Source organism: Nonomuraea sp. NPDC049269 (assembly GCF_043197155.1).
In the GTDB taxonomy this organism is placed as follows: Bacteria; Actinomycetota; Actinomycetes; order Streptosporangiales; family Streptosporangiaceae; genus Nonomuraea.
On the sequence record NZ_JBICSO010000013.1, the window covers coordinates 299,821 to 324,356 of the forward strand.

21 protein-coding genes are annotated in these 24,536 nt (G+C 70.5%); 7 read left to right on the plus strand and 14 right to left on the minus strand.

What is annotated here, in order from left to right:
* Positions 1-230 precede the first annotated feature (230 nt).
* Both ACGFNP_RS55425 and ACGFNP_RS55430 read right to left on the minus strand, forming a co-directional pair.
* Entirely contained in the window at positions 231-890 is a 660-nt protein-coding gene (locus ACGFNP_RS55425; RefSeq protein WP_393332391.1) for a response regulator transcription factor, read from the minus strand.
* A complete protein-coding gene (locus ACGFNP_RS55430; protein WP_393332394.1) occupies positions 868-2,850 on the minus strand; it encodes a histidine kinase in 1,983 nt (660 codons plus the stop codon). Before ACGFNP_RS55430 ends, ACGFNP_RS55425 begins: the two co-directional genes overlap by 23 nt.
* A 155-nt stretch (positions 2,851-3,005) precedes the next feature.
* Between ACGFNP_RS55430 and ACGFNP_RS55435 the strand changes: the two genes are divergently transcribed.
* From ACGFNP_RS55435 to ACGFNP_RS55445, 3 genes are all read left to right on the plus strand, one after another.
* On the plus strand, positions 3,006-3,323 hold the full coding sequence (locus ACGFNP_RS55435) for a hypothetical protein (RefSeq protein ID WP_393332397.1): 318 nt from the start codon (positions 3,006-3,008) through the stop codon (positions 3,321-3,323).
* Positions 3,324-3,499: 176 nt separating this feature from the next.
* Positions 3,500-4,060: an RICIN domain-containing protein gene (locus tag ACGFNP_RS55440; protein ID WP_393332399.1), complete on the plus strand. Its 561-nt coding sequence runs from the start codon at positions 3,500-3,502 to the stop codon at positions 4,058-4,060.
* Positions 4,061-4,342: 282 nt separating this feature from the next.
* Positions 4,343-5,218 (plus strand): recombinase family protein, encoded by an 876-nt coding sequence (locus tag ACGFNP_RS55445; RefSeq protein ID WP_393332402.1) that lies wholly within the window; start codon positions 4,343-4,345, stop codon positions 5,216-5,218.
* Between the two features lie 18 nt (positions 5,219-5,236).
* Here the strand turns inward: ACGFNP_RS55445 and ACGFNP_RS55450 are convergent, their stop codons facing one another.
* The 3 genes from ACGFNP_RS55450 to ACGFNP_RS55460 all read right to left on the minus strand — a co-directional run bounded on the left by ACGFNP_RS55450 (position 5,237) and on the right by ACGFNP_RS55460 (position 7,661).
* A complete protein-coding gene (locus tag ACGFNP_RS55450; RefSeq protein ID WP_393332405.1) occupies positions 5,237-5,476 on the minus strand; it encodes a hypothetical protein in 240 nt (79 codons plus the stop codon).
* A gap of 870 nt (positions 5,477-6,346) precedes the next feature.
* Positions 6,347-6,568 carry a hypothetical protein gene (locus ACGFNP_RS55455; protein WP_393332408.1) on the minus strand — a complete coding sequence of 74 codons (222 nt, stop codon included), beginning with the start codon at positions 6,566-6,568 and terminating at the stop codon, positions 6,347-6,349.
* Positions 6,569-6,947: 379 nt separating this feature from the next.
* Entirely contained in the window at positions 6,948-7,661 is a 714-nt protein-coding gene (locus ACGFNP_RS55460) for a DUF3105 domain-containing protein (RefSeq protein WP_393332411.1), read from the minus strand.
* 121 nt (positions 7,662-7,782) lie between these two features.
* On the opposite strand from ACGFNP_RS55460, the gene ACGFNP_RS55465 reads away from it, so the two are divergent.
* Together ACGFNP_RS55465 and ACGFNP_RS55470 are read left to right on the plus strand one after the other, a co-directional pair.
* The gene (locus ACGFNP_RS55465) at positions 7,783-8,424 is read left to right on the plus strand and encodes a DUF305 domain-containing protein (RefSeq protein WP_358318207.1); all 642 of its coding nucleotides are present in this window, start codon (positions 7,783-7,785) and stop codon (positions 8,422-8,424) included.
* A gap of 140 nt (positions 8,425-8,564) precedes the next feature.
* On the plus strand, positions 8,565-9,971 hold the full coding sequence (locus tag ACGFNP_RS55470) for a phytoene desaturase family protein (protein WP_393332416.1): 1,407 nt from the start codon (positions 8,565-8,567) through the stop codon (positions 9,969-9,971).
* 69 nt (positions 9,972-10,040) lie between these two features.
* Here the strand turns inward: ACGFNP_RS55470 and ACGFNP_RS55475 are convergent, their stop codons facing one another.
* The 5 genes from ACGFNP_RS55475 to ACGFNP_RS55495 form a co-directional block, all read right to left on the minus strand.
* Positions 10,041-11,087, minus strand: coding sequence for a threonine aldolase family protein (locus tag ACGFNP_RS55475; RefSeq protein ID WP_393332419.1), 1,047 nt, complete (start codon positions 11,085-11,087; stop codon positions 10,041-10,043).
* A complete protein-coding gene (locus tag ACGFNP_RS55480) occupies positions 11,084-11,713 on the minus strand; it encodes an SDR family NAD(P)-dependent oxidoreductase (protein WP_358318204.1) in 630 nt (209 codons plus the stop codon). Before ACGFNP_RS55480 ends, ACGFNP_RS55475 begins: the two co-directional genes overlap by 4 nt.
* A complete protein-coding gene (locus ACGFNP_RS55485) occupies positions 11,710-13,794 on the minus strand; it encodes a DUF6421 family protein (RefSeq protein WP_358318203.1) in 2,085 nt (694 codons plus the stop codon). The genes ACGFNP_RS55480 and ACGFNP_RS55485 overlap by 4 nt, the downstream gene beginning before the upstream one ends.
* A gap of 88 nt (positions 13,795-13,882) precedes the next feature.
* Positions 13,883-15,391 carry a serine/threonine-protein kinase gene (locus ACGFNP_RS55490; RefSeq protein ID WP_358318202.1) on the minus strand — a complete coding sequence of 503 codons (1,509 nt, stop codon included), beginning with the start codon at positions 15,389-15,391 and terminating at the stop codon, positions 13,883-13,885.
* A complete protein-coding gene (locus ACGFNP_RS55495) occupies positions 15,391-16,914 on the minus strand; it encodes a hypothetical protein (protein WP_358318201.1) in 1,524 nt (507 codons plus the stop codon). Before ACGFNP_RS55495 ends, ACGFNP_RS55490 begins: the two co-directional genes overlap by 1 nt.
* A gap of 106 nt (positions 16,915-17,020) precedes the next feature.
* Between ACGFNP_RS55495 and ACGFNP_RS55500 the strand changes: the two genes are divergently transcribed.
* Together ACGFNP_RS55500 and ACGFNP_RS55505 are read left to right on the plus strand one after the other, a co-directional pair.
* Entirely contained in the window at positions 17,021-19,048 is a 2,028-nt protein-coding gene (locus tag ACGFNP_RS55500; protein ID WP_393332422.1) for a hydantoinase/oxoprolinase family protein, read from the plus strand.
* Positions 19,045-20,916: a hydantoinase B/oxoprolinase family protein gene (locus ACGFNP_RS55505; RefSeq protein ID WP_393332425.1), complete on the plus strand. Its 1,872-nt coding sequence runs from the start codon at positions 19,045-19,047 to the stop codon at positions 20,914-20,916. Before ACGFNP_RS55500 ends, ACGFNP_RS55505 begins: the two co-directional genes overlap by 4 nt.
* 24 nt (positions 20,917-20,940) lie before the next feature.
* On the opposite strand, the gene ACGFNP_RS55510 is transcribed toward ACGFNP_RS55505, so the two are convergent.
* Genes ACGFNP_RS55510 through ACGFNP_RS55525 form a run of 4 tightly spaced genes read right to left on the minus strand, consistent with a single transcriptional unit; the run spans position 20,941 to position 24,482 of the window.
* Positions 20,941-21,600 carry an adenosylcobinamide amidohydrolase gene (locus ACGFNP_RS55510; RefSeq protein WP_393332428.1) on the minus strand — a complete coding sequence of 220 codons (660 nt, stop codon included), beginning with the start codon at positions 21,598-21,600 and terminating at the stop codon, positions 20,941-20,943.
* 10 nt (positions 21,601-21,610) lie between these two features.
* The gene (locus tag ACGFNP_RS55515; RefSeq protein ID WP_393332431.1) at positions 21,611-22,525 is read right to left on the minus strand and encodes an ABC transporter ATP-binding protein; all 915 of its coding nucleotides are present in this window, start codon (positions 22,523-22,525) and stop codon (positions 21,611-21,613) included.
* On the minus strand, positions 22,522-23,520 hold the full coding sequence (locus ACGFNP_RS55520; protein ID WP_358318196.1) for an iron ABC transporter permease: 999 nt from the start codon (positions 23,518-23,520) through the stop codon (positions 22,522-22,524). Before ACGFNP_RS55520 ends, ACGFNP_RS55515 begins: the two co-directional genes overlap by 4 nt.
* A gap of 14 nt (positions 23,521-23,534) precedes the next feature.
* Positions 23,535-24,482 (minus strand): ABC transporter substrate-binding protein, encoded by a 948-nt coding sequence (locus ACGFNP_RS55525; protein WP_393332436.1) that lies wholly within the window; start codon positions 24,480-24,482, stop codon positions 23,535-23,537.
* Positions 24,483-24,536 lie beyond the last annotated feature (54 nt).

Below are 24,536 nucleotides of genomic sequence, written 5' to 3' on the forward strand. Positions count from 1 at the left end.
TACGCCGACCACCTGTACGACACCAACCTGCATGTCGGTTGGCACCGCTACACCCTGGTAGCCGCCACCAGCCAGGGAGGCACCCACGAGCACCGGAACGAGGTGCTTTGGTCCACCCGGCCGCTGAACGCCACCAACGTCCTGTTCGACGCCCGTAACGACACTCCCCCGCCGAAGCTCAGGCGTGTAACGAAACGCCGTGCGAAGGGCCGGAGTGCTCGTCATGCTCGTTACACAGGCGCTGAGGGGGGTCGATGGGTGATGTAGGTGAGGACAGCGAGGACGCGGCGGTGGCGATCTCCGTGCTCGGCGATGTCCAGCTTCTGGAAGATGCTACGCATATGGGTCTCGATGGTGCGTTCGGCCAGGGACAGCCTGGCGGCTATGCCCGCGTTGCTGTGGCCTTCGGCCACCAGTGTGAGCACGTCGTGTTCGCGCTGGGTGAGTGCGGCGAGTGCGCCTTGGTGCCGGGTGGGGGCCAGGATCGCGGCGACAACCTCGGGGTCGAGGGCCGAGCCACCGCCGGCGACCCGGCGGAGCGTGTCGAGGAAGTCGTCGACCCGCAGCACTCTGTCCTTGAGGAGATAGCCGAAGCCTCCGGAGGCGACGAGGGGAACCGTGTGGCGGATTTCGATGTGCTGGGATAGCAGGATCATTGGCAGGTCGGGGTAGGTCTGCCGGAGGCGGCGCGCGGCGCGGGCTCCGTCATCGGTCATCGAGGGCGGCATGCGCACATCGATGACGGCCAGGTCGGGCAGGTGCGCGGCCACCGCGCCATCCAGCGCGTCGCTGTCACCCACACCCGCGACGACCTCGTGCCCGGCTTCGGTGAGCAGCCGGATCAGCCCTTCCCGGAATAGCACCGAGTCATCGGCCACCACGATGCGCATCAGCGATCACCACCTCCAACCGGGTGCCGCCCCCATGCGGGCTGTGCACGTGTATCTCGCCACCGACGGAAGCGACCCGGTCGCGCGCGGAGGTCGGCTCGGTGGCGCCGCCTATTCCGTCGTCGGCTACCTGCACGCGCAGCGTCCCCTCTGCTGTTTCCGCCACGTCGATGGACACCGTGGACGCTTTGGCATGCTTGAGCGCGTTGGCGTAGGCCTCGGCTACCACGAAATACAGCGTCGTCGCCAGGACTTCGGGCACCGCTACGTCGGCGACGGTCAACCGTACGGGAATCGGTGCATCGGCGACCAGAGTCTGGAGTGCGGCGGCCAGGCCGTCGTCGAGCCGGTTGGGCCTGATTCCGTGGGCCAGGCGCCGCAGTTCGGCGATCGCGCCTTCCAAAGTCTCCACCACGGCGTCCAGATCCGCATGCTCGCCGGCCGTGGCGGGCAGGCGGCGCTGTAGGGAGCGCAGGCGCATGCCAGCGGCGACAATGTGCTGCTGGGCGCCATCGTGCAGGTCGCGTTCCAGTTGCCGCCGCTCCTCCACGGCCGCCACGGCCAGGCGGGCGCGGCTCTGGCGGACCTCCTCGAGTGCGGTACGCACCTCCAGTCGTAATCGGGTCACCTCGATCGGCAGCCGGGCCTGCCTGGACACGTCCTTGGCCAGGCGCAGCCGCCGGAGCGACGACGTGCCAAGGACGATCATGCCGACTTCGGTATCGCCAGTACGCAGCGGGACGCGGGCCCCACCCGGCATGGGAACGGCGGAGACGTCGGCCAGGTCGACGTACTCGCCCGGGCCGCTGTTCGGGAGCCTGATCAGGAATTGGAGGCGAGGATCGGCCAGTGCCTCACGCAGCACATCCAGGACGCCCTCGGGTTCGGCCGTACCGTCTCGTACCTGGGCGACGAAGCGCTGGACCCGGGCGTCCACCAAGTATCGCTCTCTGTCGGTTATCCGGCCGACCAGTGCGTTGACGCGGCGGTGCAGCGGCAACAGCACCAGCGCCGTCACGAATGCCGCCGCGGTCGTCCCGAGACCGCTGGCGGCCGCCCCGACCGCCTCGGCCACGCTGTACACGATGGCGGCGAACACGGCCGCCGACAGCAACGATGTGAGCAGCCAGGCCAGGGACGAGCCGAGCAGACGATCGACGTCGAACAGCTCGTGCCGCAGCACCGCCACGGCGACGGCGGCTGGAATGGCGACCAGCATCGCCAGTAAGAACCCTGTGTAGGCGACGATGACCGGCGCGCCGTACGCCTCCGCCACCCAGCCGCCGCCCAGCAGCACCGGCACCGTCGCGGCGCCCAGCAACGGCCACCGCAGCTGCAACCGGGTCATCTCATCGCCTCGCCGGTACCGTACGAACAGACTGGACAGCACCGCGGCCAGGACCGCCAGCAGCACCCCGAACAGCAGCACAGTGACGGCGGTCTGCGCCGGGCCCGGCAGGCCGACCAGCCAGGCGTGTCCGTCGTCGGTACGCAGCCAAGAGATCGCGGCATGAGCCAGCACCCCGGTCGCCACCGCGCCCCACGCCACCCGCCGCCACCACCGTCCGGGAAGCATCCCGGACGGGAAGACCAGGCACAGCGCGGCGAACCCGGCCAGATTCCACACCCAGGCGCCGAGCTGCACCACATACACGACGCCGGCGCCCGGCCACGGGTGCGGCGTCAGCGCGCTTTCCCCCCACATCCCCAATGCGAACACCGCAGCCGGCGCCGCGCCCACCCATGCCAGTGCGGCACCCACGGGCACCTGCGGTGCCCGCCATCCGACCAGGCAGCCGATCAGCACCGGGACCGCCAGCGCCGTCAGCGTCACCGCCAGCTCGCCCAGCCGATCATCCAGCCCTGCCGAGACCGACAACGCCACCTGCAGGGAGGCGGCCGCCGCGAACACGCCTACCGGTGCCACCATCGGCCGGCGCGACGGTTCTTGGACGCTCATCTCGCCATGATGCCGCGACCGGGAGGCGCGGGACATCCGTGCCAGCACGTGCGTGGCCGCCTCCTGACGAATCCGGCGCTGGCCCGGATGTGCCCCACCTCGCCGCCCGGCCACGATCGGTGCACACCAACAACCGGTGCCGGAAAGGACCGACCGTGGAACTCATCGTCATGCTCTTGCTCCCCCTGCCGCTGGGCTACTTCCTCCGGCCGAAGGTGGCTGCATACCTCGCGTACATCGGCGCGCACTCCTTCGTCTTCACCTTCCAGACCATGACGCTCTTCAAGGCCTGGGCCGGTGGGGACTACGACGCCTTCGCCAAGGATCCCAACCAGCCCGAATGGGCCTACGCCGTCGTCAACCTCGTCATCTACGCCACCGGGCTCGGCCTGGTCGCCTTGGGATCCTGGCTGCGCGCACGCCAGGCCCGGCGCTCCGACGGGGTCGACCTCGCTGTCCCCGGCAGGACCTGACCGTCGTCCTGTGGCGCTCGTGTCGTCCTCTTATGGGCCGCAAGCCATCGGACTGGCGGCCTGTTCTCCGCCACCATGCTCCTCGGCATCCCCTTGTGCTCTGGCCGTTCCCATCACCGCCCTCCGCATCGCCGGCTCCACCGCCATCATCACAACGCTCAACCGAAGGTGATCCCATGCACATCATGAACCGCGGTCTGCTCCTCATGGCCACCGCAATCACCCTGGTTACTCCGCTGCCCGCATCCCCGGCCGCGGCGGAGCCCCCGACCTACCACAAGCTCGTCGCCCAACACAGCGGCCTGTGCCTGGACGTCCAGGACGCCAGCCGCGCCCACGGCGCCTACGTCCTGCAGGCCACCTGCTGGAATCCCGGCTACAACCAGCAGTGGACCATCGTGGGAAACATCAACGACTACTTCAAACTCGTCCCCAAGCACAGTAGCGACAAGTGCCTGGACGTCCAGGACGCCAGCCGCGCCCACGGCGCCTACGTCCTGCAGGCCACCTGCTGGAATCCCGGCTACAACCAGCAATGGAAGCTCCGGCAGGTGCCGGGACCGAAGTGGTCTGGCACCGGGTATCCCTTCCAGCTCGTCGCCCGGCACAGCGGCCTGTGCTTGGACGTCCAGGACGCCAGCCGCGCCCACGGCGCTCACGTCCTGCAAGCGACCTGCTCGGACCCGACCCACCCCCGCTCCAACCAGGTCTGGCGCATGCGAACCCCAACCCGGTAACAGCAGGGACCGGGTCCCACCAATCCACCAACGACAACGCCGTCGGCGGCCCGGCTTTACGCGGGGCCACCCGACGGCGTTTCCCACTGTCAATGGCCATTTGGCGCACTCCGCTCGTACCACCGAATCCGCCTGGGCGGTTCACGGCCCGCCCAGGACCGTTCGGTCGGTGGGGTTGGGTTCGGGTGGCACGTGGACCGGGCGCACCACCGATGGACGCGTGTTTCATAGGTCGGTGCAAACAGGTAGTCGGTTGAAACGCTCCTATGAAACACTTCCGGGGTGCGCGACGACGACTACCTCCGTGTGGAAGCCCACGCCTGCCCGATGACCTCCTGCGCCGCCCCGGCCGGCTCGCCCTGCCGGACGGGCAAGGGCAAGGTTGCCGTCCAGTACCACACCGCCCGCTTCCGGCTCGTGCCCGCGCTCGCCAAGGCGCTCACCGTGGCCACCCCGGCCGTCCGCAAGCCAGGCACGGCCTGGATCGAGCTGCCCCGCCCGGCCACGGCGGGCGCCGAACCGGCCGGGCACGTACGCATCGGCTACGCCCGCGCCTCCACCGTCCGCCAGTCCCTGGACACCCAGTTCGACGCGCTCCAGGCCGCCGGCGTCACCCGCGTCTTCGCCGAGAAGATCTCCACCCGCGCCACCACCCGCCCCGAACTCCACAAGGCCGTCACCCTGGCCCGCGAACTGCGATCGGCGGGCATCGCGGTCACCCTCGTGGTGCACGAGCACAAGCGGCTCGGCCGCGGCCTCGACCTGGCCGCCCTCGCCGAGCAGCTGCGCGCCGCCGGCATCGGCCTGGAATTCCTCACCGGCGAGCTGCAAGGCAGCCACGACCCCTCGGGCGTGGTGTTCACCGTGCTCGCGGCCTTGTCAGGAATGGAACGCGAGTACATCCGCGACCGCACCCTGGAAGGCCACGAATCCGCCCGCAGCCGCGGCAAGACCATCGGCGGGGCCGCCGTCACCGACGACGCCATGCTGTCCATGGCCCTGCACCTGCGCGAGCAGGACCTCAGCCTGCGCGATATCGCCGCCCGGCTCGTCATCACCAAGGGCAGGAAGAAGGGCCGGCACCCGTCCCCGGCCACCGTGCTGCGGATGCTGCGCGAACACGACGCCAACGCGGCAGCGGCGCCTGCCACGGGCTGAACCTCCCCACGCGCTGCCTTACCGCCGATATGTAGCGGGGTGCAGCGCCGGGCCGAGCGTGCCGCAGGGCATGATCCTCCCGTCCGCAGCCAGTTGCACCGCGGTGGCCGCCGCCTGCAGCATCGCTTCCTGACACGCTGGGCTCAGCCGCTCGTACGGCCGCCAGAAGGACAGGCCCGCCCGGAACGGCAAGCCCGCGGCGTCCCAGACCTGGTGCAGGACGGCGGCCGAACCGGGACCGGCCCAGGAAGCGACCATGCCGACCTCGTCCAGCAGCGTCCGCAGCAGCCGCAGCCATTCCCGACGTGCACCGTGCGCGAGGGCAGTGTGACGCTCCCGGTGGCGATGCCTTCGAAGGTGAGCCGGTCCAGCGCGGTGACGGCGTCCGGGACCGGGCGGGGGTCATCGGCTCGCCGTAGCGGTGGGCCAGGCGAACCTCATGGATTCTTTCCAGGCGGCATCCGTGTTCCGCGCAGCTGATCATGAGGGTGAGCGCGGCGAGCAGGTGGATGCCACGGTCGGCTGAGCAAGTGGGGCAGACCCGTCGTGCCGTCCGCCACGGGCGGCCGCGCACGGGCAGCCAGGGCACCCAGCGTTTGGCGACGTGATATCCGGCCCGGCCCGGCCCGGCGGCAGTAGCACCGAGTTCTGCCGGACATAGGCAGAGAAGGCCTGCCAGCCGTCGGCGGGATTCAGGGTGTCTGCCAGCCACGGCACGCATCCGGTGATCGTCATCCGGCGCAGCCGGCCCACTTCGATGCCGGTCCGGGCGGCGAGCGCGTGCACGATGATCGGGGGGCGTCTGGTAGTCCAGGTCTGCGCCGCGGTCGAACTGTGCAGACGCCGGGCCGAGGTTGTGAGTCAGCAGCTGCTCGACCGACGGATGGTACAGCCCGGCGAGACGGCCGGATCCAGCGCTTCGATCCGCCGCGCCAGCGTTCTGCGCGCCGACACTGACAGACGGCCGGCCCGGCACCGGCGTACGACCTCCCGGTAGACCGCCGCCGCCACCGATCGCCGCTGCCGGTTCAGATACCGCGCGTCGATGACCTCTCGCAGGACCGCCTCGACCGCCGCCGGCAACCGGCCTCGCCCCCAGCCGCCGCTGGAGCGCCGGGGCAGCAGGTCCTAGACGACGCCCTCACCCGCGCGCCACCGTCCCAGCAGCACGTACACCTGGCGCCGCGAGATCCCCAGCTCGGCCGCCGCCGCGTCCGCGGCCGCCAATCCCACCCGCGGCTCGGCGGCCAGCCGTCCGATCACCTCCGCCTGGCCTACCGCCACGTCCGACGCCTCATCCGGGGCGGTCAGCACGCCCCGCTCAATGATCTGCGCCCGCCCGCCATCCATGCCGGGACCTCACCATCGCGCACGCGAGTAGGGAACAACTGCACCGTAGCGCAGAGAACACGGACAAGCCGGTGCTCCACAGTCCTCTGCACAGACGCCCGAAAGCCCAGGACAGCCGTGCAGACGACTTGGGAAACTGACACTTATCTCGATTGCCGTCCCGAAACGGCATAGGTAACCAGCGGCAATAGCGAAACCCCGTCCTGCCGATTACAACGGGATCGCGTCCGGGGGCGGCGGGGGCCGGCAGGCCCCCGCTCAAAGGCGAAGCCCCCGAGAAGGCAGCCTGAGCGAAAGCGAAGACCATGCTTTTCGAGGGGTCGAAGGGGGCGGAGCCCCCTGGGAAGCGCAGTCCGACCGTCAGGGAGGGCTTTGGGGGTTATTTGTTGGTGGGGCTGGCGCTGGGGCTGATGGTTTCCATCGGGGGCTGGGACTGGGTGCCCTTGGGCTCGGGCGGGAGGGGGGCCTGGTCTGCAGTGGTGGTGATGGCGTCGGCGCCGCCGCAGCTGGCGCCGGCTTCAGGGGTGTCCGGGCCGTTCTGGTACTTCTTGATGAACGCCGCGAGCTTCGGGTCGTCGGCCTTGTCCAGCTTGAGCTGGTGGCCCCAGGATGATGCCACGACCGGGGCGGGCAGGTTCGGGTACGGGCTGACCAGCATGTAGTCCTGCTGGCCCGTCGAGGAGGCCGTCTTCTTCAGCGCGTCGATCTGCGCCTTCGGCAGGTCGGGGCGGTACGTGATCCACAGGGCGCCGTGCTCCAGCGAGTGGACGGCGTGCTCGTTGTGGATGGGCTTGTCATAGATCGCGCACTGCTGCCAGTAGTTGTTGTGCTCGCCACCGACCGGCGGGGTCTCCTTGTACGTGACCGCGTTCCAGACGTGCTGGCCCGCGTCGTACTTGTAATTGGCCACAGCACCAAGTGACGTCTCCTTGGCCTGCTTGACCAAGTAGAAACCGACCACTCCGACGAGCAGCACGATGACGAGTCCGCCTGCCCCCCACATCAGCAGCGCGGCGCGGCGCTCCTTGCTCTTCTGCTGCGCTCGCATCTTCTGCAGATGCTCGCGGCGCGCCTGCGCCTTCTCCTTCGTCATCGTTCCTCCATCGGCGTGCCAACTCCGGGTCACCCTATGCCCTTGGGCAGTATGCGGAGAATAAGAGCGACCTAAGTGCGCGTACCGGCCTCGGCTAAGGGATGGGTACGCTGGACAAGCCATGGAAAAGCCCGCGAAAAATTCGCTGCTCGTCGCTTGCGCCGTGTTGGTCCTCGCCGCAGCGGCGATCTTCCTCGTGTGGGGCCGCGGTGGCACGCCCGGCGACACCTCGGCGGAGGCCGGGTTCGCTCGCGACATGGCCACGCATCACGCGCAGGCCGTCGACATGTCGTTCACGATCAGGGACAAGACGCAGTCCAAGGACGTCCGCAACCTGGCCTACGACATCATCACCACCCAGTCCAACCAGCGGGGCATGTTCATCGGGTGGTTGCAACAGTGGGGGCTCGATCAGGCCACCGACCGGCCGCCGATGGCGTGGATGGCCGAGCATGGTCACGGCGGGACCGGCACGGTGGCTGTCGCCGCCGGCGGGCTGATGCCGGGCATGGCCACGCCGGACGAGCTGACCAAGCTCAAGGAGTTGCAGGGCACGGCGGCCGAAGTGCTCTATCTGCAGCTGATGATCCGCCACCACGAGGGCGGTGTGCAGATGGCCGGGGGGCTGCTGAAGCTGTCCACGCGGGACGAGGTGGTCAGCATGGCCCAGAAGATCATCAGCGGGCAGACCGGCGAGATCAAGCTCATGACCGAGATGCTCAAGCAGCGCGGCGCGCAGCCGTACCCGACGATCCTGAAGTGATCGCGCGACAGCGCGCGACGCGGGCGAGGGCGGGCTGGAATGAGCGCGCGGGGGCAGGACTGCTGTGAGCGCGCGAGGGCGCGCGACGGGTTCAGTGCTGCGGTGAGTGCGACGGCGCGCGAAGCAGGGGCGGGGCCGAGGTGAGTGGCGACGCGGTGGTGGTGGGGTCCGGGCCGAACGGGCTCGTCGCGGCCATTCTGCTGGCGCAGGCGGGGCGCGAGGTGACGCTGCTGGAGGCGGCCGATCAGTTCGGGGGCGGGCTGCGGTCGGCGGAGCTGACACTGCCTGGGCGGGTGCACGACATGGGTGCGACCGTGATGGCGATGGCGCTGGCCTCACCTGCCTTCCGGGAGCTCGGCATCAACGGGTTCGGGGCGGTCGAGTTCGTCCATCCCGAGGTGGTCGCCGCTCATCCGCTCGACGATCGCCCCGCCGTACTCGTGCACCGCGACGCCCGCCGTACCGCGGCCGGGCTGGGCCGGGACGCGGCGGTGTGGCAGGCGACGGTGGGGGCGGCGGCGCGGGCCGGGTTGCCGCTGGTGGATCTGATGCTCAAGCCGCTCGGGCCGTGGGAGCCGCGGCCGCGGGCGTTCGCGCAGGCGGCCAGGTTCGGGGCGGCGGCGGTGCTGCCCGTCACGACGCTCGCCCGGCGGGCGTTCAGGACCGTCGAGGGGCGGGCGGTGCTCGCGGGCATGGCCGCTCATTCGATGCTCGACCTGCGCTCGCCCATCACGAGCGGGTACGGCCTGCTCCTGGGCGCCCTGGCTCATCTGGTGGGGTGGCCGATGGTGAAAGGCGGGTCGCAGGTGCTGGCCGACGCGCTGGTGGCCAGGTTCAGGGCGTTGGGTGGGGAGGCGGTCAGCGGGCACCGGGTACGCCGGCTGAGGGAGCTGGACGCGGAGACGGTGGTGCTGGATGTGACCCCCAGGCAGTTCCTGCGGATGGCGGAGCTGCCGGCGGGGTATCGCAGAGGGCTGGAGCGCTATCGGTACGGGCCAGGGGTGTTCAAGCTGGACTGGGCGCTCGACGGGCCGGTGCCCTGGCGGGATCCGGCGGTGGCGGCGGCCGGCACGGTGCATCTCGGGGGGACGCTGGAGGAGATCGCGCTCAGCGAGGCCGAGATGGCGCGCGGGCGGCACTCGCCGCGCCCGTACGTGCTGCTCGTACAGCCGTATGCGGCCGATGACAGCCGGGGCGGGCATACGTTGTGGGCCTACTGTCATGTGCCGAACGGGTCTCGAGTCGACATGACGGACGCCATCGAGGGGCAGATCGAGCGGTTCGCGCCCGGGTTCCGTGATCGGGTGCTGGCCAGGCACGCGATGGGGCCCGCCGAGTTGGAGGCGGGCAATCCCAACCTGGTGGGTGGCGACATCGGGGGCGGGCTGGCCAGTCTGGGGCAGTTCGTCCGACGGCCGGTGTGGTCGGTGGCGCCCTGGCGGACGCCGCTGCCGGGGGTGTTCCTCTGCTCGTCGTCCACGCCGCCCGGGGCCGCGGTACACGGCATGGGCGGCTGGCAGGCCGCCCGCCTCGCACTCAACCGCTGAGCCCCTCAACCGCTGAGCCCCTCACCTGCTGAGCCCCTCAGGAACAGAGCGCGTCAGGCACAGAGCGCGTCAGCGCATCTCCTCCCGGATGGCGGCCGCGAAGGCGTCCACATCCGCTTCCGTGGTGTCGAAGGCGCACATCCACCGCACCTCCCCCGTCGCCTCGTTCCAGGTGTAGAACCGGAACCGCTTCTGCAGCCGCTCCGTCACCTCACGCGGCAGCACCGCGAACACCGCGTTCGCCTCCACCGGCCGCGGCACCTCGACACCGGGGATGTCGCGGACCGCCGCCGCCAGCCGCCGCCCCATGGCGTTGGCCTGGCGGGCGTTGCGCAGCCACAGGTCGCCGGAGAGCAGCGCCTCGAACTGGGCGGACACGAACCGCATCTTCGACGACAGCTGCATGAACGTCTTGCGGAGGTAGTCGACGCCGGTGGCCGCCTCGGGGTTGAGCACCACGACCGCCTCGCCGTACAGCAGGCCGATCTTGGTGCCGCCGAAGGAGAGGACGTCGACGCCCGCGTCGGTGGTCAGCGCCCGCATCGGGACGTCGAGGGCGGCGGCGGCGTTCGTGAGGCGGGAGCCGTCGAGGTGGACAAGGAGCCCCCGGTCGTGCGCGTGGGCGCAGACGGCCGCGATCTCCTCGGGGGTGTAGAGGGTGCCGAGTTCGGTGGTGTTGGAGATGGACACCACGCGCGGCTGCGCGCGGTGGACGTCGCCGAAGCCCCAGGCCTGGCGGTCGATCAGCTCGGGGGTGAGCTTGCCGTCGGGCGTGGGTACGGTCAGCAGCTTGATGCCGCCCACGACCTCCGGCGCGCCGCCCTCGTCGGTGTGGATGTGGGCGGTCTCGGGGCAGATGACCGCCTCCCATTGGGCGGTCATGGCGCGGAGCGAGACGACGTTCGCGGCGGTGCCGTTGAACACCGGCCACGCCTGCGCCCGCTCGCCGAAGTGCCGCTGGAAGACCTCGCGCAGGGCCTCGGTGTAGACGTCGTCACCGTAGGCGATCTGGTGGCCGCCGTTGGCGTCGGCGATGGCGCGCAGGATCTCCGGGTGCACCCCCGCGTAGTTGTCGCTGGCGAAGCTTCTGAGCTGAGGGTCGTGCCGGGAGATCACTGAGTGAGGTCCAATCGGGTGCCGTTGAGCTGGGCGGCGGGCCGGTCGTAGAGGTCGCCGATCGTCTCAGCCAGCGTATTGACGTCGGTGAACCCGGCAAAACGGGCGTCCGGCTTAGCGGCGCGCATGGCGTCGTTCACCAGGGCCTTGACGACCAGGATGACCGCCGCGCTGCCGGTGTCCTTCAGGGCGTCGGCGAGGGCGAGCGTCCACGCCTCCGAGGCCGCCTTGGCGGCGGCGTAGGGGGCGCCGCCCGCCGTGGGGTGCTGGGCCGCCTTGGCGGAGACGATCACGAACCGGCCGTTCTGGCTCTTGCGCAGCAGCGGCTCGAAGGCCAGCGAGACGTGCTGGAGCGTGCGGATCAGCAGGTCGTGCAGGGCGTCCCAGTCGTCGAGGTCGGTCTCGGCGAACGACTTCGCGCCGCGCCAGCCGCCGACCAGGTGCACCACCCCGTCGACGTGACCGTGCTCGGCGGAGATCCGGTCCGCGAGTGCCTGTACGGCCGCGCGGTCGAGGAGGTCGACGTCGCCCCTGCCGACCCCGATCACAGTGTGCCCATTTTTCCGGAAAAATCCGGAAACGGCCTGGCCGGTGGGCCCGCCGGCACCCGTAACCAGAATGATCATGCCCGGATCCCCCTAGTCGATTCGACCACTTCGCCCAGCTTACGGCGCAGTGCCTCGTAGAACATGCTCAGCGGGAACTCGTCCGCCAGCACCGCGTCCACCTTGGCCTTCTGCTCCTCCGGCAGCGCCTGGATCCCCTTGGCCCAGGTCGATCCGGGGTTCGGCTCGACGTACCCGCTCACCAGCTCGTACGCCGCCAGCCAGTGCGCCAGCTTGGACCGGTCGATGCTGTCCCGGTACAGCTTCTCGACCTCGCCCCGCAGGTCGGCCACGCCGCCCGCCACGCGCGCCCAGTCGATCGTGAGCCGGTTGTCGGTCCACCGCACCACGTCGTTGCGGTGCAGGTACGCGAAGAGCAACTGCCCGCCGAGCCCGTCGTAGTTACGCACCCGCGCCCCGGTGATCGGGAAGCGGAACAACCGGTCGAACAGGATCGCGTGCTGAACGTACCGCGCGTGCGGCACGCCCTTCTCCTCCAGCCGTACGGCCTCACCGAACGCGGTCAGGTCGCAGCGCAGCTCTTCGAGCGAGTACAGCCAGTACGGCATGCGCTGCTTGATCATGAACGGGTCGAACGGCAGGTCACCGTGGCTGTGGGTACGGTCGTGGATCAGGTCCCACATGACGAAGGTGTCCTGGGCCAGCCGCTGCGACTCCAGCAGCCGGGCCGCGTCGGGCGGCAGGTCGAGCTTGAGCGTCGCGGTGGCGGCCGTGGCGACCCGCCGGAACCTGGCCGCCTCCCGGTCGGCGAAGATGCCGCCCCAGGTGAACCGCTCCGGCGCCTGCCGTACGGCGACGGTCTCGGGGAAGAGCACCGCCGAGTGGGTGTCGTAGCCGGAGGTGAAGTCCTCGAAGGCGATCGGCACGAACATCGGGTTGTCGTAGCCGGACGACTCCAGCTCGGCCAGCCAGTCCGGCCAGATCGTGCGGAGCCAGACGGCCTCCAGGTTGCGGTCCGGGTTGCCGTTCTGGGTGTACATGGGGAAGACGACCAGGTGCTCCAGGCCGTCCACCCGCTGGGTGTCGGGGTGGAACAGCTGCAGGGAGTCCAGGAAGTCCGGTACGCCCAGGTCCTGGGCACTCCACTTGGCCAGATCGTCGCGGACCGCGGCCAGGTAGGCGGCGTCCTGGGGGAAGTACGGCGAGATCTCGGCCAGCTTGCCGCCGATCGTGGCCACCAGCTCCTTGGCCCGGGGCTTGTCGGCGGAGGCGGGCACAGAGCCGTCCTTGACCTGGAGCGGCCGCAGTTCCTCGACCGTCGCCTTGAGGTCGGCGAACAGGCTCGCCTTGCGCTCGTCCCGGGAGGCGGCGGCGTTGTCGTCCGGCACGCGGGCCGCCCAGGTCACCACGTTCCCCCACAATGCGCGGTGGTCGTAGTCGTCGATCGAGTCGTCACCGAACAGGTCCGAGTCGGCGAACACCACCACCCGGCCCCGCCCGTGCCGTACCGCGACGGCCAGCGCCGCACCGGCCGGATCCGCGCTCGCCGAGCTGGCGAACAACACGGTGGCATCCCCGCCGTCGGAGGCCGGGGCAGTGAGGGTCAGCACGCCGGAGCGGTAGAAGCAGGCGGCCTTGACGCCCGCCAGCAGCCCGTCGCTCGTGGCCCGCTCGCCGAGCACCCAGGTGGCCACCCCGCGATGCGCGTGGCCGGGGTCCCGCACGGTGGCGTGCTCGACGCCCACCCCGAACCGTCCCAGCAGCTCGGCCAGGTTGTTGCCGTACTTGTCCTGCTCCTCCTCGGCCAGCACCACCAGCCCGCCGCCACCCGCCACGAACGCCTCCACGGCGTCGATCTCGGCGGCCGAGAACATGGGACTCCCCTGGCCCGTGGTGCGCTCCCACCGCTCCCCCGACGGATGCGCGATGACCAGGACGTCCTGCTCCTGGAGCGTTCCCGCGTCGAGCGGGCCCGCCAGCCGGGCCGTCACCGTATGCCCGAGGCGCCGCAGCAGCTCGGCCGCGCGGGCGTAGCTGTTGTCGTCGGGGTGCGCGGGGTTGATGGCCTCCGCGACGTCACGCCGGATGGTCCACGACTCGCTGTGGGCCTCGTCGAAGAGCACCCTGGGGAACGCCTGCATGAAATATCTCCCGCCATAACCGTCTTCTAGCGGAAAATATACATACAGCCCAGCCCAAAACCGACAATCATGTCCGCATGGTGAGATATCAGGAGAGGTGGACGCTCTGCCGGACGCGGCCCTCGGTGGCGTCGTCGCAGCGGTTCTTGGCGCAGAAGTAGAGGACCAGCACCGGCTTGGGCCGGCGATCGATGACGTAGCTGACGAAGCCGAGCCGGTTGCCGCTGTTGCGGTCGCGCAGGGAGCCGTCGTACCGCGTGGCGTCGCTGTCGCCCGCCCGGTCGGGGACGGGCTGGTCCACCACGATCTCGCCGGGCAGCAGCCCTTCGAGCATGGCCTTCATCTGGGCGGCGGTCGCGCTGGCGCTGAGCGCGTCGGAGACCTGCACGTAGACGCCCACGGCGTTGTCGGTGTCGCCGGTGATGACCTGGTTCACCGCGGTCCAGTCCGCGGCCGCGCCGGAGACGAACATCCCCTCGAACTCGGAGGCATGCGGCGAGGCCACCGCGAACAGGTCGCCGTGTGTCTTGACGGTCCAGTCGGCCGGGTACTCGAAGGTGAGCGGGGCGGCGGTCGTGCTCTGGTAGCGGGCCCAGGAGTCGCCCTTCTGGGTCATGACGAGTAAGACGACCAGCGTCAGCGCCGCGATGGCCGCGACCAGCGTGGCCACCACGAGTGGCAGCCGGCTCGGGCCGGTGGAGCCGGCTTTCCGGCTCTTGCGTACGGCCGACGGCTGCGTGGGAAGGGGCACCCCGGGCTGGCCGCTGATCGCGTCGCGCAGCGCGGTGACGAACGCGGTGCACGACGGGTAGCGCTGCTCGGGCGACTTGGCCAACGCCCGCATCATCACGCCGTCGACCTCGACCGGCAGCTCCGGCCTGACCTGCGACAGCGGCGTGGGCTGCTCGGCCAGGTGCGCCCAGAGCAGCGCGATGTCGTTGTCACGCGGGAACGGCAGCCGCCCCGACAGCGCCTCGTAGGCGACGCAGGCCAGCGCGTACTGGTCGCACCTGCCGTCGATGTGCTCCTTGTTGATCTGCTCGGGCGCCATGTAGCGGGGCGTCCCGATGAACTGGTCGGTCTGGGTGAGCCCGGAGATGGACGTACGGTGCTTGGTGATGCCGAAGTCGGTCAGGTAGACGTGGTCGCCGGCCAGCAGGATGTTGGCCGGTTTCACGTCGCGGTGGATCAGGTCGTGCGCGTGCGCGGCGTCGAGCGCGGCGGCCACCTGGGCGACGATCTGGTTCGCCTGCCCGATCGGCAGCGCTCCCCGGTCGTAGATGAGGCGGCGCAGGTCGAGCCCGTCGACGTAACGCATCGCGATGTAGAGCACGCCGTCGACGTCGGCGTTCGCCTCGTAGATCGGGATGATGTTGGGGTGTTCGATGCTGGCGACCGTCCTGGACTCCAGGATGAACCGCTGCCTGAACCGGTCATCGACGCTGAGCACCGGGTTGAGGATCTTCAACGCCACCCGGCGGCTCAGCCTCGGATCGAGCGCCAGGTAGACGACGGCCATGCCGCCCTTACCGACGATGTCCTCGATGTAGTACCCGGCCACCTCCTGGCCCACGAGCGATCTGTCATTCACCGGCATCACGTCTCGATGGGGTGGCCGCAGTAACCGCAGAAGCGATGCGCGGCCCCCAGCCGCATTCCGCACGCGGTGCAGTATTTGACCGACGGCTGGTCCTGCGCGGTGAGCACCTGCTGCTGCTTCGGGATCACCTGGAAGGGCTGCGACCTGCGGACCACGACGGTCTGGTTCGCGCCCTCGTCGAGCGGCAGTGGTGGCGAGGTCGGCGCCGACGATGTGGCCGACGCTGCCGCCGCAGCTGCCGCCGCCGCGACGAGGGGTGGTGGCTGGTCCGGTTTCTCCTCAGGGGTACGGCGGCGCCGCCACAGCAGGAACGCCCCCGCGCCCGCGGCCACGAACAGCACCGCGGCGGTGACGATGAACGGCCAGAGCGGCATGCTCCGGGGCGCCGGCGCCACGGCCTGCTTGCTGCCCGCGTCCTCCGGGCCGCCGCGCTTCTGCAGGGAGGTCTTCAGCAGGTTCGCCGCCACCACGTTGCCCGGGTAGAGCTCCAGGACGCGCTGGAAGCCCGGCGCGGCCTCGGTGTAGTACTTGGTGTGATAGCGGGTCAAAGCCGCCTCGAACGCGGCGTCGATGGCGCCACGGCGCGGCGCGACCCCGGCCTTGGCCAGCGCGGCGAGGATCTCCCTGACGCCGATCATCCTGGCGTCCTTGCCCCCGCCGATGAGCATGCCGATGACGTGGCCGTCCTTGTCACCGATGACCGGCGCGCCGAGCAGGCCGCGGTCGGCCAGAGCGCCGAGCTTCACGGGCTCGTCGACCTTCTTCTCCGGGTCGGAGAACTGCCGGCCGGTGTCCTGGCCGCCGCCGCCCTTGCCCAGGTGCGCGATCTCCACCGTCTCCTTGACGTTCACGCCGGGCCGGTCGGTGAACCCGGCCACGTTGGTGGGCGAGCCCTGCTGGTCGGGCACCTTGTCGGCGAGCGGAGCGGTGGGCATGCCGACGCTGCCGACGACCCGGCCCGAGGGGACCAGCACGGCCGGACTGTCGGGCTGCGAGCCGACCTTGACGATGTCGGCCTTGAGGCCCTTGGGGTCGGCCGGGGAGACGTTCGGAAATATCGTGACGTTGGTGGTGACGTTGATGATGCAGGTCGACACGCTGGTCTTGGGCGGGTAGCACTCTTTCAGGTGATGCTGGAGCAGCGGGTCCTTGAGCTTGTGCCGCTGGTAGTCGAGCGGGATCTTCACCTTGTGGTGCTCGGCGTAGATCTTGTTGGCGGCGTACACCGCCACGTCCTTGTCGGTCTTGACCACGCGGGTGAGCGTGACGACGGCACCCTCGGGGTTGACCACGATGCCCGTACCCACGCCTATGGGGATGTCGTAGGACCGTTCCACATGCAACAGCTCGCCCACGTGATCGAGCAGAGTGATTTCAACGTGAGAGGAGGCTTCCACGCGCACCACTGCCGGAGTCACCAGGTCGGTGATCCCGCTGGGGTGCTCGTGCGCTGCCGCGGGCAGTGCGAGCAGCATGAGTGTCCCCGCGACACCCCCGGCCAGAGCTGTGAGACGCGCCATCTCCGCTCCCATTCCACAGTTATAGAAATAAGGGTCCCAATCACCCACCGGAAGTCAATAGATGAGCTCGTAGACAAGCGCTTGCTTGGACGTCTACGGTACCTGAATGGGCTACGCGATCGGCGTCGACGTGGGCGGAACCTTCACTGACGTGGTCCTGCGCGGTCCTTTGGGCGAGATAACGGTAGCCAAGTGTTTGAGCACCCCCTACGACCCCATCGCCGGAATCACGAACGGTGTTACACGAGTACTCGCGGGCGTGGACCCCGCGCTGGTCACCCGGGTCGTGCACGCCACCACGCTGGCCACCAACGCCGTGCTCGAACGCAAGGGCGTTCGGGTGGCCTATGTCACCACCCAGGGCTTCCGCTCGGTCATCCCGCTGGGCCGGTACGCCCGGGTCGAGGAGGACCGCTACGACCTGCGCTTCACCCCGCCGCCCCCGCCGGTGGCCGCTGGCGACTGCTTCGAGGTGGTGGAGCGGGTGTCGGCGCGCGGGGTCGTACTGACGCCCCTCGACCTCGACTCGGTACGGCGGGCGGCGGCCGAGATCGCGCGGCGGGGCATCACGTCGGCGGCGGTGTGCCTGCTGCATTCCTACGCCAACCCCGCACATGAGCGGCAGGTGGCCGCGATCCTGCGCGAATCCATCGAGAACGTGGTCACCTCCTCCGACGTGTGGCCGGAGATCCGCGAGTACGAGCGGGCCACCACAACCATCATGTCCGCCTATATCGGGCCGATCATGGCCTCGTACCTCTCCAGGCTGAGCGAACGGCTGGCCTCTCTGGGCGTGCGCGCGCCCGTCCACGTCATGGAGTCGAGCGGCGGCGTGATCTCCGCCGAGCTGGCGGCCAGGCGGGCGGTCGCCATGATCGAATCCGGCCCGGCGGCGGGGGTGCTCGCGGCCGCGGGCAGCGGGTTCGCGAACGTCATCTCGTTCGACATGGGCGGGACCACGGCCAAGACCTGCGTGGTGCGGGACGGGCGGCCGGAGATCACGCACGAGTTCCACGTGGGTGGCAAGGGCAGCTTCGGCGGGCGGCGGGCCGGGACCGGGGTGCCGATCAAGACCCCGGCCATCGACCTGGCGGAGGTGGGCGCGGGCGGCGGCAGCATCGCCTGGCTCGACGCCGCGGGCGCGCTGCGCGTCGGCCCGCACTCGGCGGGCTCCGACCCCGGGCCTGCCTGCTATGGCCTGGGCGGCTCCGAGCCGACGGTGACGGACGCGAACCTGGTGCTCGGCTACCTGTCATCGGCCTCGATCCCGCTCTCCGCGCCGCTCGCCGACAAGGCGCTGGACCGGCTGGCGGGGCCGCTCGGGGTGTCCAGGGCAGCGGCGGCGCATGCCGTACACGAGATCGTCAGCGCCTCGATGGCGTCGGCCGTGCACGTGGTGACCGTGCAGCGAGGGATCGATCCGCGTGGGTACGCGCTGGTGGCGTTCGGCGGGGCGGGGCCGATGCACGCGGCGCGGGTGGCGGAGCGGTTCGGGATCGGGACCGTGGTGGTGCCCGCCCACTGCGGGGTCGCGTCGGCGGCCGGGCTGCTGGTGGCCGACCTGTCGACGGACCGGGTGCTGTCGCGGCTGGACGCGACGGATCCCGCGGAGGTGTTCGGGGCGCTGGCCGCGTCGGCGGCGGCGGATCTCGGGGTGTCGCCGTCGGATCCCGGGGTGCGGGTCTCCCGGTCGGTGGACGTGCGGTTCAAGGGGCAGTCGCATGATCTGACCGTGGCGTGGAGTCCGGCGCGCGCGGAGCTGGAGGCGCGGTTCTTCGAGAGGTACGAGCAGGTGTACGGGATCGCGCAGCGGGGCGAGGTGGAGATCGTCAGCTACCGGGTCCGGGTCACCCTGCCCGCCACCGACGGCCCGGCGGTCGCTCAGGTCCCCGCGACCTCCTCCGAGCCGGTCGGGACGCGGCTCGCGTACTTCGCCGAGCTGGGCGGGTATGCCGAGGTGCCGGTGCACACCCGGGACACGCTGGCGGTGCTGTCCGGCCCGGGGATCATCGAGGACGCCGAGTCCACGATCGTGGTGCCACCCGGATGGACCGCCGCGCTCGGCCCGGCGCGGGCCGTCCACCTGACGAACTCGGCCGGCACGGGCCGGACGCCTGACCGAGGAGCCGCATGAGCAGTGACGTGCTGACCGCCGAGGTGCTGCGGAACGCGCTGGTGGTCGCCGCCGAGGAGGCCAGCATCGTCGTGGTGCGGTCGGCGTACTCGACGTTCATCGTCGAGGGGTCCGACGCGTCCGCCGCCGTCCTGGACGCGCGCGGGCGGCTGATCGCGCACTCCATGGCCACCACGCTCATGAACAGCATGGCGCTCAAGGTCGCCCTGCCCGAGCTCATCCGGGACGTGCCCCTGGAGACGATGCGTCCCGGTGACGTGTACGTGCTCAACGACGCCTACCGGGGCGGCGTGCACACCAACGACCTGCTCGTCTATCGGCCCGTCTTCGTCGGGGATCGGCCCGCGTACTTCGCCGCGACCATGATCCACGTGTCGGACCTGGGCGGGCTGTCCGCCGGTGGCATGGCGCCGCTGGCCACCGACATCTTCCTCGAAGGGCTGCAGCTTCCTCCCGTACGGCTGGCGACGTCCGGCGGGCTCGAACCGGCGGTGGAGGCCATTCTCCGGGCCAACAGCCGTACCCCGGACAAGGTCATGGGCGACGTGCGGGCGCTCGTGGCGGGCACGGCGGTGGCGGCCGCCCGGGTCGGCGCGCTGGTCTCGGAGTACGGCGCCGACGGGCTGGCGGCGGGGATCGATGACTACCTCGACTACACGGAGGCCAGGACGCGGACCGCGCTGGCCGACCTGCCCGAGGGCCGCTTCGAGGCGTCCTACCCGATCGACGACGACGGGATCGATCAGGAAAAATCCCACTACATCCGGGTCGCTCTCACCCTCGAAAACCACCCCTCCGATGGCACCGGACGGCACGACTCGGGGGACATCGGACCGCAGGCCCCCGAGGTGATCGCCGGGCTGCCCGAGACGCAAGGTCTCGAGAGTCCCGGGGTTGCCGAAGGTCCCGGGATTGCCCGAGTTCCCGAGACGCGGGTTCCCGGGGATCCCAGGATGCGGGTCCCCCGGGTTCCCGAGGTGGGGGTTGTGGTGGATTTCGCTGGGACCGGGCCGCAGGTGCCGGCGGCGGTCAACGCGTCCGCGTCACAGTCGCTGGCCGCGGCGGTGTTCGCGGTGCGGTGCTTCCTCGATCCGACCATTCCGATGAACGACGGCTGCCTGCGCGCGATCGAGGTTCGGCTGCCGGAGGGGTCGCTGCTCAACGCCCGCTCCCCCTACCCGTGCGGTGGGCGGTACGTGCCGATCTACGCGGCCATGGAGGCCATCTTCCAGGCGCTGTCGGACGCCGTTCCGGAGCGGGCCATCGCGCCCAGCGGCATCCTCCAGCCGTTCTCCATCGCGGCCGTCGGGGCGCCGTACTGGATCCATCTCTCGTACGACTTCGGCGGTGTCGGCGCGCGACAGGGGCTCGACGGGCCGGACGCGACAGGCGTGCACTTCGGCATCGGCCGGAACTCGGTGCCGCAGGTCGAGCCGGTGGAGAGCCGCTGCCCGCTGGTCGTCGAGTCGATCGAGACCATCCCCGACTCCGGCGGCCCCGGGCGGCATCGTGGGGGGCTGGGGTCGCGGACCGTGTACCGGTTCCTGGCGGACTGCCATGTCACGACGCGCGGCGACCGGCTGCGCCTGGCCCCGCCGGGACGCGACGGCGGGCTGCCGGGACGGCTCGGCGGCTTCTTCAAACGGCACCTGGACGGGACGGTCGAGCGGCTCGCGTCGAAGGTGAACAATGTGCGGTTCGCCGCGGGTGAGGCGTTCGTGGTGGAGACGACGGGCGGGGGCGGAATGGGCTCCCCGCACGAGCGAGACCTTGAGGCGGTACTCGCCGACCTCGCCGCAGGCCACGTCACAGAGCGGGGCGCCCAGGAGGACTACGGCCTGACACGCCGGCAAGACCCGGTGAGGTAGGCGCGGTGAGCCAAACCCGGGGAGCTAGGTGCGGGGGTGCCAGGAGGCCGCGCCCCGGTGGACGGCGGAGTGGACGGCGCGGGCCAGGCGGGCGCCCCAGGTCGAGCGTGGGCCGCCGAAGAGTTCCTCCGGACCGTCAGCGCGTACGGCCAGGCAGAGGGCATCCGAGGCGGTGCCGGTGCACGGGAAGCCCGCCTCGATCAGCGCCTGCGATTTGGCCTCCGTCATCGTCATCACGGCGTTGACCAGGGCGGCATCGGTCATCGCGACCGGCACCACGGCCATCAGGTTGATCGTCCCCACGGGCGGCCCGGCGGCGGCAGGCTCGGCGAGCATCGGGGCCAGTTCGGGGTCGGGGGCGCCTTCGGGGGCGGCGGCCCAAGTGGGGACGCGTAATCCGACCGTCGCCACGACCTCCACCTCCCCGTCCACCGCCCGCGTGTACCGCTCCACCGAGGCCGCCGTCATCATGCCCACCCCGAGGCCGTCAGGACCGAGCTCGCGGAGGTGATCAACCGGGTCCATCCGCGAGTAACCTGCCACGACCTGCGCGTTCAGCACCCACGTACGCTCCCCGATCCCCCCGCCCAGGAGCGCCGAGGAGATCATCCGCCACCCAGGCCCGAACTCCCACAGCAGCGACCCGAGCCGCACCCCGTCCTCGACCCGATACGCCAGCTTCACCAGATCCCCCTCACGAGCCGCCTCTGACCAGGTGCACGACGGGCCGCCCGCCGGGACCGAGTGAGATCTCCACCCGGGCGTCGAAGTGCGTGCCGACCAGCGCCTCCGTGAGCACCTGTCCCGGCTGCCCGGCGGCGACGGCCCGGCCGCCGGCGAGCAGCAGGAGCCTATCGGCGTACTGCCCGGCGAGGGTCAGGTCGTGCAGCGTCGTCACCACGGTCAGCTCGTCGGCGAGCCTGAGCCGGTCGACCAGTTCCAGGACCTGCTGCTGGTGTCCGAGGTCGAGCGCGGTCGTGGGCTCGTCGAGCAGGAGCGCGGGCGCCTGCTGGGCCAGCGCCCGGGCCAGGACCACGCGCTGCCGTTCGCCGCCGGACAGCTCCCCCAGCCGGCGTTCGGCGAACTCGGCGAGGTCGAGCCGTTCGAGCACCGACCCGGTGACCTCCCGGTCGTGGCGGCTCTCCCTGCCGAGGTAGGGGATGTACGGGGTGCGGCCGAGCAGGGCGTAGTCGTACACGGTCATGTCGGGCGGCAACGAGGGCGTCTGGGGCGCGTAGGCGACCAGCCTGGCTCTGTCTCTCGGCCGGAGCGTGCGCGCGGCCCGGCCGCCGACTGTGACGTCGCCCCGGTGGGCGACGACGCCCATGACGGCCTTGAGCAGGGTGGACTTTCCGGCGCCGTTCGGGCCGATGATCGCCAGCCATTCGCCGCGCCGGACCGACAGATCGACGTCGGTGAGCACCTCGCGCTCGCCGAGCCGAACCGAGAGAGCGCTGGTCTCGATCATCCGCCCCGGCAGGGCCGCTGCCGAGTCAGTGGCACCGGTCGGGTGACCGTCCGCCTGGTCAGTGGTGCCGGTCGGGTGACCGTCCGCCCGGTCAGTGGTGCCGGTCGGGTGACCATCCGCCCGGTCAGAAGTGCCGGTCATGTGGCGGTCTGCCGGGTCATGCGGAGGATGGCCACGAAGAACGGCGCGCCGACGAACATGGTGACCACCCCGATGGGCAGCTCGGCGGGGGCGATGACGGTGCGCGCGATCAGGTCGGCGAGCACGAGGAAGGCGGCGCCGCCGATCAGCGACAGCGGCAGCACGATCCGGTACGAGCCGCCCGCCAGCCGCCTGACCACATGCGGGATGACAATGCCGACGAACCCGATGAGACCGCTCACCGCCACGGCCGCCGCGGTGGCCAGGGACGCGGCCAGCAGGACCGCCAGCCGGACCCGACCGGCCCGCACGCCCAGGCTGGTGGCCTCCTCGTCCCCCACCGAGAGCACGTCGAGCATCCGCCCGTGCGCGAGCAGCAGCACCGAAGAGACGACGGCGTACGGCAGCACCAGCCAGAACTGGTCCCACCCGCCGCCCACGTCGCCCAGGATCCAGGAGTAGATGCGCTGCAACTCCTCGACCTTGAACTGCTGGATGAACGTCTGGATCGCGGTGAGGAACGAGGTGACGGCCACCCCGGCGAGCACCAGCGTGGCGGTGCCGCCCGCGCGGCCGGCGGTGTTCCCGAGCACGTACGCCAGGAACACCCCGCCCACGGCCCCCACGAAGGCGGCCACCGGGATGCCGACCACGGGGGTCGGCACGAGCACGATGACCACGGTGGTGGTCAGCCCGGCTCCGGCGGCGGCGCCGAGCAGGTACGGGTCGGCCAGCGGGTTGCGGAACACCCCCTGGTAGCCGGCCCCCGCGATGGCCAGCAGCCCGCCGACCACGGCCGCCACCAGCACTCTGGGCAGCCGCAGCTCGAACAGCAGCCCCTGTTCCACGGGCGCCAGCCCCGAGTCCACGTGCACGTACGGCAGCCAGTCGACCGCCTGGAGCACCACCTGCCACGGCGAGATGTCGGCGGCCCCGCCGAGCAGCCCGGCCACCATGGAGACGGCGAGCACGCCCAGCGCACCCACCGTCCACATCAGGCTGGACCTCACTAGCGGGTGGCCGCCTTGGCGACCGCGTCACTGATGGACTGGGCCAGGTCGACGACCCGCGGGCCCCAGCGCGAGGCGAGGTCGTCGTCGAGCTGGATCACCTGGTCGCTCTTGATGGCCGACAGTCCCTTCCAGCCGGGCCGCTTGGCCAGCGTGTCCCTGCTCTGCTGGCAGCACTTCACGTCCGCCAGGAAGATCAGGTCGGGGTCGGCCTGGGCGACGAACTCCGCCGACAGCTTGGGATAACCGCCCGCCGGGTCCGGCGCCTTGTCGGCGATGTTGGTGAGGCCGAACATGCCGTAGATCTGCCCGATGAACGTGCTCGACGTCGCAGCGTAGGGGGTCTGGTCGAGTTCGTGGTAGTAGGTGAGTTTTTTGCCCTTGGGGGCGTTCGCCGCGAGCTTGTCCAGGGCCGTCTTCATGCCTGTCACGACTTGTCCGGCCTTGTCGGTGTTGCCAGTGGCGGCGCCGAGGTCGGTGATCTCGTCGTACGCCTCGTCGAGCTTGGTGGCGGCCGGTTCCAGGAGGACCGGCACGTTCAGCTTGCCCAGCTCGGCGACCACCTTGTCGATGTCGTTGGAGACGACGACCAGGTCGGGCTTCTGGGCGACGATGGCCTCGACGTTCGGCTTGAAGCCGGACAGGTCGGTCTTGGGGACGCCGGCCGGGTAGTTGGACTGGTCGTCCACCGCGATGACCTGGGGGCCCGCGCCGATGGCGAAGAGCGTCTCGGTGTGGCTGGCGGAGAGCGAGACGATCCGCTCCGGCTTCTTGGCGATGGTGACCTTGCCGTTGGCCGCCTCGACCGTTACGGGGTAGGCGGTGGAGCCGGTCGAGCCGGTTGAGCTCGCGGGTGACGGGGTGGTGGTAGTGCTGTTCTGGCCGCATCCGGTCAGAACGAGCGTTCCCAGCAGCGCGCCCGCGAAGGCCGTGCGTACGGGCCTCACGAGAAGTCCTTTCACACTGTCGGAACCGAGAGACCCGCTGAGAGCGACGGATCA